Here is a 16767-nt window from a genome sequence, read left to right on the forward strand (position 1 = left end):
ACACATAACGGCGCGCTTTTCTTTAAACTTCTTTACATTAGGTTATGTAAAAACGTATCGGCGTTTATATACTGAAGATAAGCCTGATGAGTAACAGGCTTGCTCGTCATACTTTCGTGAGTATTGGCGTTGTACAGGCAAGTCGTAAAATAACAGCCTGGCTATTCAGAGTATGATAAAAACAGGGGGCAAGGGATGTTGCTTAATATGATGTGTGGTCGTCGGCTGTCGGCAATCAGTTTGTGCCTGGCCGTAACATTCGCTCCACTGTTCAATGCGCAGGCCGATGAGCCTGAAGTAATCCCTGGCGACAGCCCGGTGGCTGTCAGTGAACAGGGCGAGGCACTGCCGCAGGCGCAAGCCACGGCAATAATGGCGGGGATCCAGCCATTGCCTGAAGGTGCGGCAGAAAAAGCCCGCACGCAAATCGAATCTCAATTACCCGCAGGTTACAAGCCGGTTTATCTTAACCAGCTTCAACTGTTGTATGCCGCACGCGATATGCAACCCATGTGGGAAAACCGTGATGCTGTTAAAGCCTTCCAGCAACAGCTGGCAGAGGTGGCGATTGCTGGTTTCCAGCCGCAGTTTAATAAATGGGTAGAGTTACTGACCGATCCTGGTGTTAACGGGATGGCACGTGACGTGGTGCTCTCTGATGCGATGATGGGCTATCTCCATTTCATTGCAAATATTCCGATCAAAGGCACTCGCTGGCTATATAGCAGTAAACCTTATGCGCTTTCAACGCCGCCGCTTTCGGTGATTAACCAATGGCAGCTAGCGCTGGATAAAGGTCAATTGCCTACGTTTGTTGCAGGACTGGCACCGCAGCATCCGCAATATGCGGCGATGCATGAATCGTTACTGGCCTTACTCAGTGACACCAAACCGTGGCCCCAACTGACCGGCAAAGCAACGTTGCGCCCAGGGCAGTGGAGTAACGACGTACCGGCGTTGCGCGAAATATTGCAACGCACAGGCATGTTGGACGGGGGGCCGAAAATTACTCTACCTGGCGATGACACGCCAACTGACGCGGTAGTCAGCCCATCCGCTGTTACTGTTGAAACAGCAGAAACTAAGCCGATGGACAAGCAAACGACGTCTCGTAGTAAACCTGCGCCTGCCGTTCGTGCCGCCTACGATAATGAACTGGTGGAAGCCGTTAAACGTTTTCAGGCATGGCAAGGATTGGGAGCAGATGGTGCTATTGGCCCGGCAACGCGTGACTGGTTAAACGTAACGCCCGCCCAGCGTGCTGGCGTGTTGGCACTCAACATCCAGCGATTGCGCTTGCTGCCAACAGAGCTTTCTACCGGGATCATGGTTAACATTCCAGCCTATTCGCTGCTCTACTATCAGAACGGCAATCAGGTGCTGGATTCGCGAGTCATTGTCGGTCGCCCCGATCGCAAAACGCCGATGATGAGCAGTGCACTTAACAACGTAGTGGTAAACCCGCCGTGGAACGTACCACCAACTCTGGCACGCAAAGATATTCTGCCGAAAGTGCGCAACGATCCGGGATATCTCGAAAGCCATGGCTATACGGTGATGCGCGGCTGGAACAGCAGAGAAGCGATTGACCCATGGCAGGTTGACTGGTCTACAATCACGGCCTCGAATTTACCGTTTCGCTTCCAGCAGGCTCCAGGCCCACGGAACTCGCTGGGGCGCTATAAATTCAATATGCCGAGTTCAGAGGCCATTTATTTGCATGACACGCCGAACCACAATCTGTTCAAGCGTGATACACGCGCATTGAGCTCAGGCTGTGTACGAGTGAATAAAGCTTCCGATCTGGCGAATATGCTGTTGCAGGATGCAGGATGGAATGACAAACGTATTTCTGATGCGCTGAAGCAGGGTGATACACGTTACGTCAATATTCGGCAGTCGATTCCGGTGAATCTCTACTACCTGACGGCCTTTGTTGGTGCAGATGATCGTACCCAGTATCGTACAGATATTTACAATTATGATCTGCCTGCGCGATCCAGCTCGCAAATCGTATCGAAAGCGGAACAATTAATCAGGTAAATGAAGTAGTTCGGGGAAATCAATTGTCGTAATAATTAGCATGATTGGGGGCGATTCTCTGCAGCCCCCGTCACTGCTGGGGTTGAGTCATCTTGACGTCTGCTTTACGGGCGGTTAAGGTGCCTCTTGTGCGCCAGAAGTGCATATAAACGATAACATTGACCTGTAGACTTGATTATCATGGACAAATTCGACGCTAATCGCCGCAAATTGCTGGCGCTTGGTGGCGTTGCACTCGGTGCCGCCATCCTGCCGACCCCTGCGTTTGCAACACTCTCTACCCCACGCCCGCGCATTTTGACACTCAATAATCTTCATACCGGAGAGTCAATCAAAGCGGAGTTTTTCGATGGCAGAGGCTATATTCAGGAAGAATTGGCAAAACTTAACCATTTTTTCCGCGATTACCGCGCGAACAAAATAAAGTCCATCGACCCAGGATTATTCGACCAGTTGTATCGCCTGCAAGGGTTGTTAGGCACGCGCAAACCGGTGCAACTCATTTCCGGTTATCGTTCCATTGATACCAACAATGAACTACGCGCCCGCAGCCGTGGAGTAGCGAAGAAAAGCTATCACACTAAAGGCCAGGCGATGGATTTCCATATTGAAGGTATCGCGTTAAGCAATATTCGCAAAGCCGCGTTATCTATGCGCGCAGGTGGTGTAGGATATTACCCACGTAGTAACTTTGTGCATATTGATACCGGGCCAGCACGGCACTGGTAGTAATCGCTTAACGAAACAGGGGCAGTATGAACTATCGTATTATTCCGGTCACCGCATTCTCCCAGAACTGTTCATTGATCTGGTGTGAACAAACCCGCCTGGCCGCACTGGTCGATCCTGGCGGCGATGCGGAAAAAATCAAACAGGAAGTTGATGACAGCGGCCTGACACTGATGCAGATCCTGCTGACGCATGGTCATCTGGACCACGTTGGCGCAGCGGCGGAACTGGCGCAACATTACGGCGTGCCGGTTTTTGGCCCGGAAAAAGAAGATGAGTTCTGGCTGCAAGGCTTGCCTGCGCAAAGTCGTATGTTTGGTCTGGAAGAGTGCCAGTCGCTGACGCCAGATCGTTGGCTGAACGAAGGCGATACCATCAGCATAGGGAATGTGACTTTACAGGTGTTACATTGCCCTGGGCATACGCCGGGTCATGTCGTGTTTTTTGATGATCGGGCAAAGCTGCTGATTTCTGGCGATGTTATTTTCAAAGGCGGAGTAGGGCGCAGTGACTTCCCGCGTGGCGATCATAATCAACTGATTTCTTCAATCAAAGATAAATTGCTGCCACTGGGGGATGACGTGACATTTATTCCGGGTCACGGACCATTATCTACACTTGGTTATGAGCGCCTGCACAATCCCTTCCTGCAAGACGAAATGCCCGTCTGGTAAAGGCGCATAAAAAAGTCCACTTTTAATGCGGGCCTGGATTTCTGGCAAAGTGCGCTTTGTTTATGCCGGATGCGGCACGAGCGCCTTATCCGGCCTACAAAATCGTGCAAATTCAAAATATTGCAGGGGACGCGTAGGCCTGATAAGCGTAGCGCATCAGGCAATGTTGCGTTTGTCATCAGTCTCAGCCCGCTTTTCAGCGGGCTTCATTGTTTTTAACGCTTACAGCACTGCCACAATCGATTCGCACAGCGGAGCCATGTTATCTGGTGTCATCCCGGCCACATTTACGCGACCAGAAGCAACAGCATATACGCCAAACTCTTCGCGCAGACGCAGCACTTGTTCTTTTGTCAGACCACTGAAGGAGAACATGCCGTTCTGTTTGATGATAAAGCTGAAGTCGCGGTTTGCACCTTTTTCCTGCAGCGTATTGACGAACAACTGACGCATACGCTGAATACGCTGGCGCATATCAGTCAGCTCTTGTTCCCAAATCGCACGTAATGCATCGTTGCTCAGGATGGTGGCAACAACAGAAGCGCCGTGTGCTGGAGGGTTAGAGTAGTTAGCGCGAATCGCCGCTTTCATTTGGCTGAATGCGCGATCAACGATTTCACTGTCGGCAGCAACCAGAGTACAAGCGCCAACACGCTCGTTGTACAGGCCAAAGTTTTTAGAGTAGGAACTGGCAACAATCAGCTCTTTATGCATAGCCGAGAAAGCGCGCAGTCCTTCAGCATCTTCTTCCAGACCACGGGCAAAACCCTGGTAAGCGAAGTCAAACAGCGGTAACCAGCCTTTCTCAACGGAGAGTTGTGCCAGTGTCTGCCATTGTTCCAGCGTAGGGTCGATACCGGTTGGGTTATGGCAGCAGCCATGGAACAGCACTACGTCGCCAGCCTGAGCTTCGTTCAGACTGTTAATCAGTGCATCGAAGTCAAGGGTGTGATTTTCCGCATCATAATAAGCGTATTCACGAACTTCCAGACCTGCAGAGTTAAAGACGCTCTTATGGTTCGGCCAGCTTGGGTTGCTCACCCACACACGCTTAACGCTGGTATTTTTTGCCAGGAAGTCGGCAGCCACGCGTAGTGCGCCAGTGCCACCCGGAGTCTGTGCCGTGCGAGCACGTTTGTCATTGATCAGGGCGCTACCTTTACCAAACAGCAGTTCCTGAGTGCAGCGACCAAATTCAGGGATGCCGTCAATGCCGAGGTAATTTTTGGTGGTTTCATTTTCGAGCAGATACTGTTCAGCCTTTTTCACGCTGGTCAGTACCGGGGTTTTGCCCGTCTCATCTTTATAGACACCAATCCCGAGGTTAATTTTGCCGGGACGTTCATCGGCACGAAACAGATCGGCCAGGCCCAGAATCGGGTCGGCAGGAGCGGCGGTAATGTTCTCAAACATGACGAGGTTCCATTATGGTTACAGAAGGGAAGTCCGCTATCAGGGTAACGGGAGATTTACAAAATTCCAATTATTACTGATGAAAACGCAGGCTGTTTTTGCAAGACGTGAGATTGCTCTGGAAGGCATAAAAAAAACAGGACCAACGTCCTGTTTTTTCGGCATTTAACAAAGAGGTGTGCTATTAGAACTGGTAAACGATACCCACAGCAACGGTGTCGTCTGAACCTACGCCCAGTTTGTTGTCAGAATCGATCTGGTTGATGATGTAGTCAACATAGGTGGACATGTTTTTGTTGAAGTAGTAGGTTGCGCCCACTTCAAAGTAGTTCACCAGATCAACATCACCGATACCTTCTACGTCTTTCGCTTTAGATTTGGTGTAAGCGATGGACGGACGCAGACCGAAATCGAACTGGTATTGCGCAACTAACAGAACGTCTTGCGTTTTGTTGGCGAAGCCGCTGGTGTTTGTAAATTTATTAGTGATCGGCGTAGCGTTACGGGTTTCACCGTAGTTCGCTGCCAGGTAGATGTTGTTCGCGTCGTACTTCAGACCAGTAGCCCACTGTTCAGCTTTTTTACCGTTGCCAAGAGGTTGAGCTTCTTGCAGGTTGGTACGGTCAGCTGCACCATAAGCACCAACGATACCAAAGCCTTCGTATTCGTAGCTGATAGAACCGCCAACACCGTCGCCGTTAGAACGGCGTGCAGTGTCACGCTCGTTTTTACCCAGGTACTGAACAGCGAAGTTCAGGCCATCAACCAGACCAAAGAAGTTGGAGTTACGATAGGTAGCAACGCCGCCAACACGACCAACGAAGAAGTCATCGCTGTATGCAGTATCACCACCAAATTCTGGCAGCATATCGGTGTAACCCAGTGCATCATAAACCACACCGTAGTTACGGCCGTAATCGAAAGAACCAACGTCAGCGTATTTAAGACCCGCGAATGCCAGACGCGTTTTGTTACCAGTTTGAGCGTCAGCGCCTTCAGAGTTGTTACCCTGGAAGTTATATTCCCACTGACCATAACCGGTCAGATCGGAATTGATTTGAGTTTCCCCTTTAAAACCAAGACGGGCATAGGTCATGTCGCCATTGCCACCGTAACTGTTTTCACCGTTACCCTTGGAAAAATAATGCAGACCAACAGCTTTACCGTACAGATCTACTTTGTTGCCATCTTTGTTATAGATTTCTGCAGCGTTTGCAGTACCTGCTACTAACAGAGCAGGGACGATCACTGCCAGAATATTGCGCTTCATCATTATTTATTACCCTCATGGTTTTTTTTATGACACCTGCCACTGCCGTCAATAAGTTCTGTCAATAAAAATTTACGGAACTATTGATGAGAGTTTGGTGTCTTTATGTGTCTGCAGGCATCTTTCCATTCAAACTAACGTTTCGCTACCGTGAAAGTGCTACAAAGATAAAGATTTAGTTTCAAAAAGAAAAAATATGTAACCAAAAGTAAAAATTAAGGAGCTTTGTGAACACCGTCATATTTCCATAGAAACGTGATGATATTTACAGCAATTTTTATCTATTTATATGATTTACTTATATTTAAATTAACTAAACGGAAATTTTGTTTCTGATGGAAACTTTATCGACCTGGCACAAAATCCTCTTTCAGACATCCAGAATGCCAAAAAATAGTATGAAAATTGTGCTATCAGCTAAGAAAAAACTAATCCGCAATAAGAATGCGGGTTATTTTTTGTGCGTAAATGTTGCAATGTAATATTCCGTAACAGGATGATCGTTATGGCGGGGGTGCAAATAGATTGCTTGACTTAACAAACAGATAACTTGACAGAAAGGATAAAAAAGAGCCAGCAGGCGCTGGCTCTTTGAGGAAGAAAATCAGAAGCTGGCGTTGCGCGGAGTACGTGGGAACGGAATCACATCACGCACGTTTTGCACGCCAGTTACGTAAGCAATCAGGCGTTCAAAACCAAGACCGAAACCTGAATGCGGAACAGTACCGTAGCGACGCAGATCGCGATACCACCAGTAATCTTCTTTATTCAGGCCCATTTCCAGCATACGCTCGTCCAGAACGTCCAGACGTTCTTCACGCTGGGAGCCACCAATGATCTCACCGATGCCCGGAGCCAGAACGTCCATAGCCGCAACGGTTTTACCGTCTTCGTTGAGGCGCATATAGAACGCTTTAATATCTTTCGGATAGTTTTTAACCACTACCGGTGCTTTAAAGTGTTCTTCCGCCAGATAACGCTCATGCTCAGAAGAGAGATCGACGCCCCAGTAAACCGGGTTTTCAAACTTCCTGCCGCAGTTTTCGAGAATGGTCACTGCGTCGGTGTAATCCACCTGTGCGAAATCGGCTTCAATGAAGCGTTCCAGACGTGAAACGGCATCTTTATCTACGCGTTCAGCGAAGAATTTCATGTCGTCTGCGCGTTCTTCGAGAACCGCTTTGAAGACATATTTCAGCATGGCTTCAGCCAGACCCGCGATATCGTTCAGGTTAGCAAACGCCACTTCCGGCTCCAGCATCCAGAATTCCGCCAGGTGACGGCTGGTGTTGGAGTTTTCAGCACGGAAAGTCGGGCCGAAGGTATAAATTTTGGATAATGCGCAAGCGTAGGTTTCGCCGTTCAACTGGCCAGATACGGTCAGGAAAGACTCTTTACCAAAGAAGTCTTTGTCGAAATCCACTTTGCCCTGATCGTTACGCGGCAGGTTTTCCAGATCCAGCGTAGAAACGCGGAACATTTCGCCTGCACCTTCGGTATCAGATGCGGTAATCAGTGGCGTTGAAACCCAGAAGAATCCCTGCTCGTTAAAGAAGCGATGCAGCGCCTGCGCCAGCGTATGGCGAACGCGCGCGACGGCACCAATCAGGTTTGTGCGCGGACGCAGGTGAGCGACTTCACGCAGATACTCAATGCTGTGGCGTTTTGCCGCCATCGGGTAAGTGTCTGGATCTTCAACCCAACCAGCAACTTCAACCTTGCTGGCCTGAATTTCAAATTGTTGCCCCTGGCCCGGCGATGCCACGACTTTACCCGTCACAATGACCGAGCAGCCGGTGGTCAGACGCAGGACGTCTTCATTGTAATTGGGCAGAGAATTATTGATGACAGCCTGTACAGGATCAAAGCAGGAACCGTCATAAACGGCGAGGAAGGAGATGCCAGCTTTTGAATCTCGGCGGGTACGTACCCATCCGCGTACGGTGACTTCGCTGTCAACGGCTACGCGGCCCTGGAGTACGTCGGCTACAGGCACAACGCTCATAATATTCTCTCTGTTAATAGTCGGAAAAAATAAACACTTGTCCACCCGTAAATGGGGGGGGATACCTATGTTACCTGGCATCTGCAATCAGACAAGCAGAATTCGCAAATGCAGCGAAAGATTTCGGAATTAAAGGTAAAAAAGGGAGCCGATTAGCTCCCTGATGATATTAACTGGCTTTTTTAATATGCGGAAGGTCGAACGCTTTGCGCAGCGCCCGAACAAACGCTTTATCATGGCAGATAGTTTTGCCAGGGCTGTCAGAAAGTTTCGCCACCGGTTTACCGTTACACTCTACCAACTTAATCACAATATTCAGGGGTTTTACCTGGGGGATATCGCAGGTCAGGCGAGTCCCAATACCAAAACTTAATTGCACGCGGGAAGAGAAGTGGCGGTATAGCTCAACCGCTTTGCGTAAATCCAGATTGTCAGAGAAAACCAGCGTTTTACTCTGTGGATCAATTCCCAGCTTTTCATAATGTGCAATGGCTTTTTCACCCCATTCAACCGGGTCGCCAGAGTCATGACGCAGGCCCTGATACCGACTAGCGAACTCGACACCGAAATCACGCAGGAAAGCATCCATAGTGATGCAGTCGGTTAATGCAATGCCAAGTTGGTCGGGATACTCTTCCAGCCAGGCAGCAAGTGCAGCTCGCTGGCTGTTGGCTAGATCCGGGCTGATTTGCTGATGTGCCTGGAACCATTCGTGTGCCTGTGTTCCCATCGGCGTGAGGGAAAGCCGACGCGCCAGATCGTAGTTGCTGGTGCCCACGAACCAGGATTCCTGTTGCAGACGCTTAACGATGGTTTCTTGTACTTCGCGAGAAAAACGGCGACGGGTGCCAAAATCCATCAGATGGAAGCGCGACATATCAAGACCGGCGGTTAACGCCGAGAAGTCGACTAATTTGCTTTCCAGCGTGTCGAGGGCTTGCGCAACGTCGGCCTGCGGTGAGCGATAGCGATGTACCATTTCACTGATAACCGCCAGCAAAGGAACTTCCCAGAGGATGACTTCACGCCACGGACCGCTTAAGCGAATATCCAGCTTGCCATTATCGTTGGACACGGTGACTTGTTCCGGGTTAAAGCGGAACTCGCGTAACCAGTTAAGATAGTCGGCCTTAAAGAAAGGCAGGGCAGAGAGCCACTGATATTCATCATCCTGCAGGCGCAGGTGCTGCATCGCCTGAATCTGTTCACGAATAGCATCGGCATAAATACCCAGCAGATCGTCACCTCGGCAACGAAACTCCGCCGCGACATGCACATCGTAATAGTGATGAAACACGGCTTGCTGCATATGCAACTTATAAGCATCTGTATCCAGCAACGAGTGCAGAACAGGAGAAGCGAATTGTGTCATAGGTGCGCAGTAGCGTCCTCGTACAGGAGCGTTTAGTACAATAAACATCTTCAGGAACTGCTGGAGTATACCTTGTTTCGCAATTTATTGAACCCCGATCACACCATATGCCACCTTTCTGGTCGATGGCATTACGCGGTGTATGTTATAAAAATGTAGCAATAAAGGCGTTTGTACCTGAAAAGATGAAGATTCTGCATAGCGCGATTTACGCAACAGGAATAGACTGAACACCAGACTCTATAAAAGATGCTAAAGGTTATTTATGACTCAACAGCCACAAGCCAAATACCGTCACGATTATCGTGCGCCGGATTACCAGATTACTGATATTGACTTGACCTTTGACCTCGACGCGCAAAAGACGGTCGTTACCGCGGTCAGCCAGGCTGTCCGTCATGGTGCATCAGATGCTCCGCTTCGTCTCAACGGCGAAGACCTCAAACTGGTTTCTGTTCATATTAATGATGAGCCGTGGACCGCCTGGAAAGAAGAAGAAGAGGGCGCACTGGTCATCAGTAATTTGCCGGAGCGTTTTACGCTTAAGATCATTAATGAAATAAGCCCGGCGGCGAATACGGCGCTGGAAGGGCTTTATCAGTCAGGCGATGCGCTTTGCACCCAGTGTGAAGCCGAAGGTTTCCGCCATATTACGTATTATCTCGACCGCCCGGACGTGCTGGCGCGTTTTACCACCAAAATTATTGCCGATAAAATCAAATATCCCTTCCTGCTTTCCAATGGTAACCGCGTTGCGCAAGGCGAACTCGAAAACGGACGCCATTGGGTACAGTGGCAGGACCCGTTCCCGAAACCGTGCTACCTGTTTGCGCTGGTGGCAGGCGACTTTGATGTACTGCGCGATACCTTTACCACGCGTTCTGGTCGCGAAGTAGCACTGGAGCTGTACGTCGATCGCGGCAACCTTGATCGCGCGCCGTGGGCGATGACCTCGCTGAAAAACTCCATGAAATGGGATGAAGAACGCTTTGGCCTGGAGTATGACCTCGACATCTATATGATCGTCGCGGTGGATTTCTTCAATATGGGCGCAATGGAGAATAAGGGTCTGAATATCTTTAACTCCAAATATGTGCTGGCCCGCACCGACACCGCCACCGACAAAGATTACCTCGATATTGAACGCGTTATCGGCCATGAATATTTCCATAACTGGACCGGTAACCGAGTGACCTGCCGCGACTGGTTCCAGCTCAGCCTGAAAGAAGGTTTAACCGTCTTCCGCGATCAGGAATTCAGCTCTGACCTTGGTTCCCGCGCAGTTAACCGCATCAATAATGTGCGCACCATGCGCGGATTGCAGTTTGCGGAAGACGCCAGCCCGATGGCGCACCCAATCCGCCCGGACATGGTCATTGAGATGAACAACTTCTACACCCTGACCGTTTACGAGAAGGGCGCGGAAGTGATCCGTATGATCCACACCCTGCTGGGCGAAGAAAACTTCCAGAAAGGGATGCAACTCTATTTCGAGCGTCATGATGGTAGCGCAGCGACCTGTGACGACTTTGTGCAGGCGATGGAAGATGCGTCGAATGTTGATCTCTCCCATTTCCGCCGTTGGTACAGCCAGTCCGGTACGCCGGTTGTGACCGTCAAAGACGACTACAATCCGGAAACTGAGCAGTACACCCTGACCATCAGCCAGCGCACGCCAGCCACGCCGGATCAGGCAGAAAAACAGCCGCTGCATATTCCGTTTGCCATCGAATTGTATGACAACGAAGGCAAAGTGATCCCGTTGCAGAAAGGCGGTCATCCGGTGAATTCCGTGCTGAACGTCACCCAGGCGGAACAGACCTTTGTTTTTGATAATGTCTACTTCCAGCCGGTGCCTGCGCTGCTGTGCGAATTCTCTGCGCCAGTGAAACTGGAATATAAGTGGAGCGATCAGCAACTGACCTTCCTGATGCGTCATGCGCGTAATGATTTCTCCCGTTGGGATGCGGCGCAAAGTTTGCTGGCAACCTACATCAAGCTGAACGTCGCCCGTCATCAGCAAGGGCAGCCGCTGTCTCTGCCGGTACATGTGGCTGACGCTTTCCGCGCGGTGCTGCTCGATGAGAAGATTGATCCGGCGCTGGCGGCAGAAATCCTGACGCTGCCTTCTGTCAATGAAATGGCTGAACTGTTCGATATCATAGACCCGATTGCTATTGCCGAAGTACGCGAAGCACTCACTCGTACTCTGGCGACTGAACTGGCGGATGAGCTGCTGGCTATTTACAACGCGAATTACCAGAGCGAGTACCGTGTTGAGCATGAAGATATTGCAAAACGCACTCTGCGTAATGCCTGCCTGCGCTTCCTTGCTTTTGGTGAAACGCATCTGGCTGACGTGCTGGTGAGCAAGCAATACCATGAAGCAAACAATATGACCGATGCGCTGGCAGCGCTTTCTGCGGCGGTTGCTGCACAGCTGCCTTGCCGTGACGCGCTGATGCAGGAGTACGACGATAAGTGGCATCAGGACGGTCTGGTGATGGATAAATGGTTTATCCTGCAAGCCACCAGCCCGGCGGCGAATGTGCTGGAGACGGTGCGTGGTCTGTTGCAGCATCGCTCATTTACCATGAGCAACCCGAACCGTATTCGTTCGTTGATTGGTGCGTTTGCGGGCAGCAACCCGGCAGCGTTCCATGCCGAAGATGGCAGCGGTTACCAGTTCCTGGTGGAAATGCTTACCGACCTCAACAGCCGTAACCCGCAGGTAGCTTCACGTCTGATTGAACCGCTGATTCGCCTGAAACGTTATGATGCCAAACGTCAGGAGAAAATGCGCGCGGCGCTGGAACAGTTGAAAGGGCTGGAAAATCTCTCTGGCGATCTTTACGAGAAGATAACTAAAGCACTGGCTTGATACTTTTGAGCCAAAATGCCTGATGCGACGCTTGACGCGTCTTATCAGGCCTACAACTCCGTTGAAATTGCTGGTTTTGTAGGCTGGATAAGGCGTTCACGCCGCATCCGGCAGCCGTGCCCAACTGCCTGATGCGATGCTTGACGTGTCTTATCAGGCCTACAAGTCCGTTGAAAATGCTGGTTTTGTGCGCCACATCCGGCATATTAACCATGACGCCGAATCAGTTGTTCAGAATGCCCACGCCGCATTACCCGTTGCAATACTTCCGCTTCCAGCTCCGCTAATCGCACCGACCCTAATCGACGCGGACGGGGGATATCCACTGTCAAATCCAGACTAATTTTTCCCTCTTCAATTAACAACACCCGGTCAGCCATTGCTACCGCTTCGCTCACATCATGCGTCACCAACAGTACGGTAAAGCCGTGCTGCTGCCAAAGTGACACAATCAAATCCTGCATCTCGAGTCGCGTTAAGGCGTCCAGTGCCCCGAGCGGTTCATCAAGCAACAATAAACCCGGTCGATGAATCAACGCTCTTGCCAGCGCCACACGCTGTTTCTGCCCGCCAGAAAGTGCGGCAGGCCATTCCCCGGCGCGATTCTCCAGTCCTACCGCAGCCAACGCCCGACGCGCGGCATCGCGCCACTGACCTTTAAGGCCTAACCCAACGTTATCAATCACCGATTTCCACGGCAGCAGACGCGCATCCTGAAACATCATTCGCGTATCATCCTGAATTTCAGCCAGCGGTGTGGTGCCCGCTAACACATCGCCTGCGGTTGGCGTTTCCAGACCGGCCAGCAGGCGCAGCAGGGTACTTTTACCACCACCGCTGCGGCCCACCACCGCCACAAACTGACCTGCCGGAATATGTAAATCCAGTTGGTTCAGGACGATATTTTCCGCGTAATGTTTGCTTACTGCATTGAGCAACAATGGTGTGCCCTGGTTCAGACGAGCAGTATTCATATCGTGGCCTCCTTCAAATGATAAGCCGGGTTCCAGCTCAACCAGAGGCGCTCTAACAGCTGCGCGCTGACGTCAGCAAGTTTGCCGAGCAGGGCGTAAAGAATAATAGCGACTACCACCACGTCTGTTTGCAAAAACTCTCGCGCATTCATCGCCAGATAACCAATGCCGGAATTGGCAGAAATGGTTTCGGCAACAATCAGCGTCAGCCACATCAGGCCCAACGCAAAACGCACGCCGACCATAATTGAGGGCAGGGCATCGGGCAGGATCACATGGATAAACAGCGGTATGCCGGATAATCCATAGCTACGCGCCATCTCCACCAGCCCGCGATCGATATTACGGATGCCATGCCAGGTGTTGATATAAATGGGGAACAGCGTACCGAGCGCCACCAGAAAGATTTTCGCGGATTCATCAATGCCAAACCACAAAATCACCAGCGGGATCAGCGCCAGATGCTGCCACAGTTCGCCGCTGGCGGAGAGCGTCCAGAACGCCGTCACCACTCCTTCCGGTGAAGGCAAAATACGCGTCGACAGCCAGCCAACCGAGGAGGCCAGTTGCCACACCGCCACGATGCCCACCGGTAAAAACCAGGGGGCAACGCGCAATAACCACTTCTTCACTGGCGTTGCCATCATCGTGTTCCTTAGCTTTGCGCGACTTTACGGGGGATAAAATCATTCGCCACCGCTTCGCCTTGCGGATTCAGCGGCTGCGGCTGGGGAATTTCCGGAATGGCGACATCCAGATGTGGGAACAGCAACTCGCCAACCCGATACGCTTCTTCCAGATGCGGGTAGCCCGAAAGCACAAAGCTGTCGATGCCAAGCGCGGCGTATTCGTTGATTCGCGCGGCGACCGTAGGACCATCGCCCACCAGCGCCGTTCCGGCACCGCCGCGCACTAAGCCAACGCCCGCCCATAAATTGGGGCTGATCTCCAGATTGTCGCGCTTGCCGTTATGTAGCGCCGCCATTCGCTGTTGTCCTACGGAATCCGTCCGGGCGAATGCGGCTTGTGCTTTGGCGATAGTCTCATCATCAAGATGCGAGATTAACCGCTCGGCGGCCTGCCACGCTTCGTCGTTAGTTTCACGAACAATCACATGCAGACGAATACCGAAACGAATTTTGCGCCCATACGCGGCAGCTTTCGCCCGCACTTGTTCGATTTTCTCTTTAACAAGTTCCGGCGGTTCGCCCCAGGTGAGGTAGAGATCAACTTGTTCTGCCGCCAGCTCCTGGGCGACATCTGACGATCCGCCAAAGTAAAGCGGAGGATAAGGCTGTTGAATCGGCGGGAAGAGCAGTTTTGCTCCGCGCACATGAATATGTTTACCGTTGAAATTGACGGTTTCCCCCAGCAATAAGCGCCGCCAGACCTGGGTAAATTCCGCCGAGGCTTCGTAGTGCTCGCTATGATCAAGGAACACGCCGTCGCCTGCCAGCTCTTGTGGATCGCTGCCTGTGACCAGATTAAACAACGCACGACCATTTGAGAGACGGTCAAGCGTGGCGGCCTGGCGGGCGGCAACAGTAGGTGAGGTTACGCTGGGACGCAGGGCGACAAGAAACTTCAGCCGCTGCGTCACCGGGATCATCGACGCTGCAACCAGCCACGCATCTTCACACGATCGCCCCGTTGGGATCAGCACACCGGTATAGCCCAGACGATCCGCCGCTTGCGCAATTTGTTGCAGATAACCGTGATCAACCGGGCGTGAACCTTCTTCCGTTCCCAGATAGTGCCCGTCACCGTGGGTCGGTAAAAACCAGAACATATTCAGACTCATAATTGTTTTCCTTCCAGTTGAGTGGGCTGCCAGATGCGCTGGCGAATATCGACTTTTTTCGGCACCAGACGGTTTTCATAAAACAGATCTGCCGTTTGCTGCTGTAAGGCGGCAACCTCGGCGTTAACCGGTTTGATGGTGGTAGGAGGGCGATGATCTAAGTAAGAGGCAATCACCGGTGCCGGTAAGCCAATCGTTTTTGCCAGTAAAGCGATGCTTTGTTCGCGCTGGCTGCGGGTTAACGCATCGGCCTCACTAAAGGTTGCCAGTACGCCCTGAATAAAAGCGCCGTTTTTTTCTGCATAGGGACGAGCTGCCAGATAAAACGATCCAGTTTGATTGAGATCGGTGCCGTCTTTCAGCACCCGCACGCCGCCCTGTAATAACGCAGCGGAGTAGTAGGGATCCCAGATAGCCCAGGCGTCAACGTTACCTTGCTGGAACGCGGCGCGGGCACCGGCAGGCGTCAGGTAAGTGGGCTGGATATCGGTGAATTTAAGTCCGGCCTGACGCAGTGCACGCAGTAAAAGGTTGTGTGAACTGGAACCTTTCTGAAAGGCAACTTTGTGACCTTTAAGATCGGCTACGGTTTTGATCGGGCTGTTTTCTGCCACCAGAATCACTTCGGCTTTGGGCTTCGGTGGCTCGACGCCCACATATACCAAATCAGCCCCGGCAGCCTGGGCAAAGATTGGCGGAATATCCCCGGTACTGCCGAGATCAATACTGCCAACGTTTAACGCTTCCAACATTTGCGGACCCGCGGGGAACTCCACCCAGGAGATTTTTGATTGCGGATAGCGTTTTTCCAGTAACTGGTGGCTTTTTGCCAGCACCATACCAATACTGCCTTTCTGATAGCCTATACGTAACGCTTCAGGCGAGGATTCTGCAGCAACCGCAAAAGTAGAGACGCTAAGCAATCCCGCCAGCGCCAGTTTAATGATGTTACGCATGGGCATTACCTCGCAGAGACAGAAGGTCAGGAACCTGAACATCGCGGCGGTGCAATGCCTGCCAGAAAGTTTCTAGCGCGGTATCAAGATGGGGTTGCAGATTTGGCGTGAACTGGGGTCTGTGATGGTAATCAATTAATTGTGAGTCATCGGCAAACACGCCGTGCAGGATCTCCTGAGCTTTCAGTGCGCTTAAAACTGGTTTAAGGGCATAATCGACCGCCAGCAGATGGGCCACGGTACCGCCCGTCGCCAGCGGTAGCACCACTTTGCCTTGCAAAGCGCGCTCTGGCAGCAGGTCGAGCAGGGTTTTCAGCGCGCCGGAATAGGCGGCTTTATACACAGGCGTGGCGACAATCAGCCCATCAGCCTGTTGCAGCTGTTCGGTGAAGGTCTTGAGTGCCGGACTATCGAAACGAGCATAAAGCAGATCTTCCGGGGCGAAGTTTTGCAGATTCCAGTGATAAACCTCTACATCTAGGCCATTTAGTTTTTCCCGCGCATATTCCAGCAAGGAGCTGGAGCGAGAAGGAAAGCGAGGACTACCCGCCAGGGTGATGACACGCATACTCTCTCCTTATAACCAATTGTTCTTTTTTTTGTTAACATTGATAACAATTCGGTCAGTCTGTCGGAGAGACAAGAAAAT

At 51.4% G+C, this 16767-nt stretch carries 13 protein-coding genes; 4 read left to right on the forward strand and 9 right to left on the reverse strand.

Features of this window, described 5'->3' with window-relative positions:
• Window positions 1-195 precede the first annotated feature (195 nt).
• The 3 genes from ldtD to gloC all read left to right on the forward strand — a co-directional run bounded on the left by ldtD (window position 196) and on the right by gloC (window position 3446).
• A complete protein-coding gene (gene ldtD, locus ACUU1I_RS14355) occupies window positions 196-2043 on the forward strand; it encodes a L,D-transpeptidase (RefSeq protein WP_000925981.1) in 1848 nt (615 codons plus the stop codon).
• Window positions 2044-2223: 180 nt separating this feature from the next.
• Entirely contained in the window at window positions 2224-2772 is a 549-nt protein-coding gene (locus ACUU1I_RS14360; RefSeq protein WP_001295932.1) for a YcbK family protein, read from the forward strand.
• Between the two features lie 26 nt (window positions 2773-2798).
• A complete protein-coding gene (gene gloC / locus ACUU1I_RS14365; RefSeq protein WP_001109489.1) occupies window positions 2799-3446 on the forward strand; it encodes a hydroxyacylglutathione hydrolase GloC in 648 nt (215 codons plus the stop codon).
• 222 nt (window positions 3447-3668) lie between these two features.
• Here gloC and aspC read toward each other — a convergent pair whose 3' ends face one another.
• From aspC to pncB, 4 genes are all read right to left on the reverse strand, one after another.
• Window positions 3669-4859 carry an aspartate transaminase gene (gene aspC, locus ACUU1I_RS14370; RefSeq protein WP_000462690.1) on the reverse strand — a complete coding sequence of 397 codons (1191 nt, stop codon included), beginning with the start codon at window positions 4857-4859 and terminating at the stop codon, window positions 3669-3671.
• Window positions 4860-5043: 184 nt separating this feature from the next.
• Complete coding sequence (ompF, locus tag ACUU1I_RS14375; protein WP_000977920.1) at window positions 5044-6132, reverse strand: porin OmpF; 1089 nt, start codon at window positions 6130-6132, stop codon at window positions 5044-5046.
• A gap of 601 nt (window positions 6133-6733) precedes the next feature.
• Window positions 6734-8134 (reverse strand): asparagine--tRNA ligase, encoded by a 1401-nt coding sequence (gene asnS, locus ACUU1I_RS14380; protein WP_000117881.1) that lies wholly within the window; start codon window positions 8132-8134, stop codon window positions 6734-6736.
• A gap of 169 nt (window positions 8135-8303) precedes the next feature.
• Complete coding sequence (pncB, locus tag ACUU1I_RS14385; protein ID WP_001297200.1) at window positions 8304-9506, reverse strand: nicotinate phosphoribosyltransferase; 1203 nt, start codon at window positions 9504-9506, stop codon at window positions 8304-8306.
• Window positions 9507-9771: 265 nt separating this feature from the next.
• On the opposite strand from pncB, the gene pepN reads away from it, so the two are divergent.
• A complete protein-coding gene (gene pepN / locus ACUU1I_RS14390) occupies window positions 9772-12387 on the forward strand; it encodes an aminopeptidase N (protein WP_000193827.1) in 2616 nt (871 codons plus the stop codon).
• Between the two features lie 206 nt (window positions 12388-12593).
• Here pepN and ssuB read toward each other — a convergent pair whose 3' ends face one another.
• Genes ssuB through ssuE form a run of 5 tightly spaced genes read right to left on the reverse strand, consistent with a single transcriptional unit; the run spans window position 12594 to window position 16686 of the window.
• Window positions 12594-13361 carry an aliphatic sulfonates ABC transporter ATP-binding protein gene (gene ssuB, locus ACUU1I_RS14395; RefSeq protein ID WP_001090496.1) on the reverse strand — a complete coding sequence of 256 codons (768 nt, stop codon included), beginning with the start codon at window positions 13359-13361 and terminating at the stop codon, window positions 12594-12596.
• Entirely contained in the window at window positions 13358-14005 is a 648-nt protein-coding gene (locus tag ACUU1I_RS14400) for an ABC transporter permease subunit (RefSeq protein ID WP_005069614.1), read from the reverse strand. The genes ssuB and ACUU1I_RS14400 overlap by 4 nt, the downstream gene beginning before the upstream one ends.
• Window positions 14006-14016: 11 nt before the next feature.
• The gene (ssuD, locus tag ACUU1I_RS14405) at window positions 14017-15162 is read right to left on the reverse strand and encodes an FMNH2-dependent alkanesulfonate monooxygenase (protein WP_000055960.1); all 1146 of its coding nucleotides are present in this window, start codon (window positions 15160-15162) and stop codon (window positions 14017-14019) included.
• Entirely contained in the window at window positions 15159-16118 is a 960-nt protein-coding gene (ssuA, locus tag ACUU1I_RS14410) for an aliphatic sulfonate ABC transporter substrate-binding protein SsuA (protein ID WP_001244323.1), read from the reverse strand. Before ssuA ends, ssuD begins: the two co-directional genes overlap by 4 nt.
• Window positions 16111-16686 (reverse strand): NADPH-dependent FMN reductase, encoded by a 576-nt coding sequence (ssuE, locus tag ACUU1I_RS14415; RefSeq protein WP_001263928.1) that lies wholly within the window; start codon window positions 16684-16686, stop codon window positions 16111-16113. Before ssuE ends, ssuA begins: the two co-directional genes overlap by 8 nt.
• Window positions 16687-16767 lie beyond the last annotated feature (81 nt).

Source organism: Shigella sp. SIG3, assembly GCF_053555855.1.

What these genes read in the sequence shown, in the direction of transcription:
- ompF (WP_000977920.1), bottom strand. Translation starts at nt 6,132, where the DNA reads ATGATGAAGCGCAATATTCTGGCAGTGATCGTCCCTGCTCTGTTAGTA.
- gloC (WP_001109489.1), top strand. Translation starts at nt 2,799, where the DNA reads ATGAACTATCGTATTATTCCGGTCACCGCATTCTCCCAGAACTGTTCA.
- pncB (WP_001297200.1), bottom strand. Translation starts at nt 9,506, where the DNA reads ATGACACAATTCGCTTCTCCTGTTCTGCACTCGTTGCTGGATACAGAT.
- ACUU1I_RS14400 (WP_005069614.1), bottom strand. Translation starts at nt 14,005, where the DNA reads ATGGCAACGCCAGTGAAGAAGTGGTTATTGCGCGTTGCCCCCTGGTTT.
- ssuE (WP_001263928.1), bottom strand. Translation starts at nt 16,686, where the DNA reads ATGCGTGTCATCACCCTGGCGGGTAGTCCTCGCTTTCCTTCTCGCTCC.
- aspC (WP_000462690.1), bottom strand. Translation starts at nt 4,859, where the DNA reads ATGTTTGAGAACATTACCGCCGCTCCTGCCGACCCGATTCTGGGCCTG.
- ACUU1I_RS14360 (WP_001295932.1), top strand. Translation starts at nt 2,224, where the DNA reads ATGGACAAATTCGACGCTAATCGCCGCAAATTGCTGGCGCTTGGTGGC.
- ssuD (WP_000055960.1), bottom strand. Translation starts at nt 15,162, where the DNA reads ATGAGTCTGAATATGTTCTGGTTTTTACCGACCCACGGTGACGGGCAC.
- pepN (WP_000193827.1), top strand. Translation starts at nt 9,772, where the DNA reads ATGACTCAACAGCCACAAGCCAAATACCGTCACGATTATCGTGCGCCG.
- ssuB (WP_001090496.1), bottom strand. Translation starts at nt 13,361, where the DNA reads ATGAATACTGCTCGTCTGAACCAGGGCACACCATTGTTGCTCAATGCA.
- ldtD (WP_000925981.1), top strand. Translation starts at nt 196, where the DNA reads ATGTTGCTTAATATGATGTGTGGTCGTCGGCTGTCGGCAATCAGTTTG.
- ssuA (WP_001244323.1), bottom strand. Translation starts at nt 16,118, where the DNA reads ATGCGTAACATCATTAAACTGGCGCTGGCGGGATTGCTTAGCGTCTCT.
- asnS (WP_000117881.1), bottom strand. Translation starts at nt 8,134, where the DNA reads ATGAGCGTTGTGCCTGTAGCCGACGTACTCCAGGGCCGCGTAGCCGTT.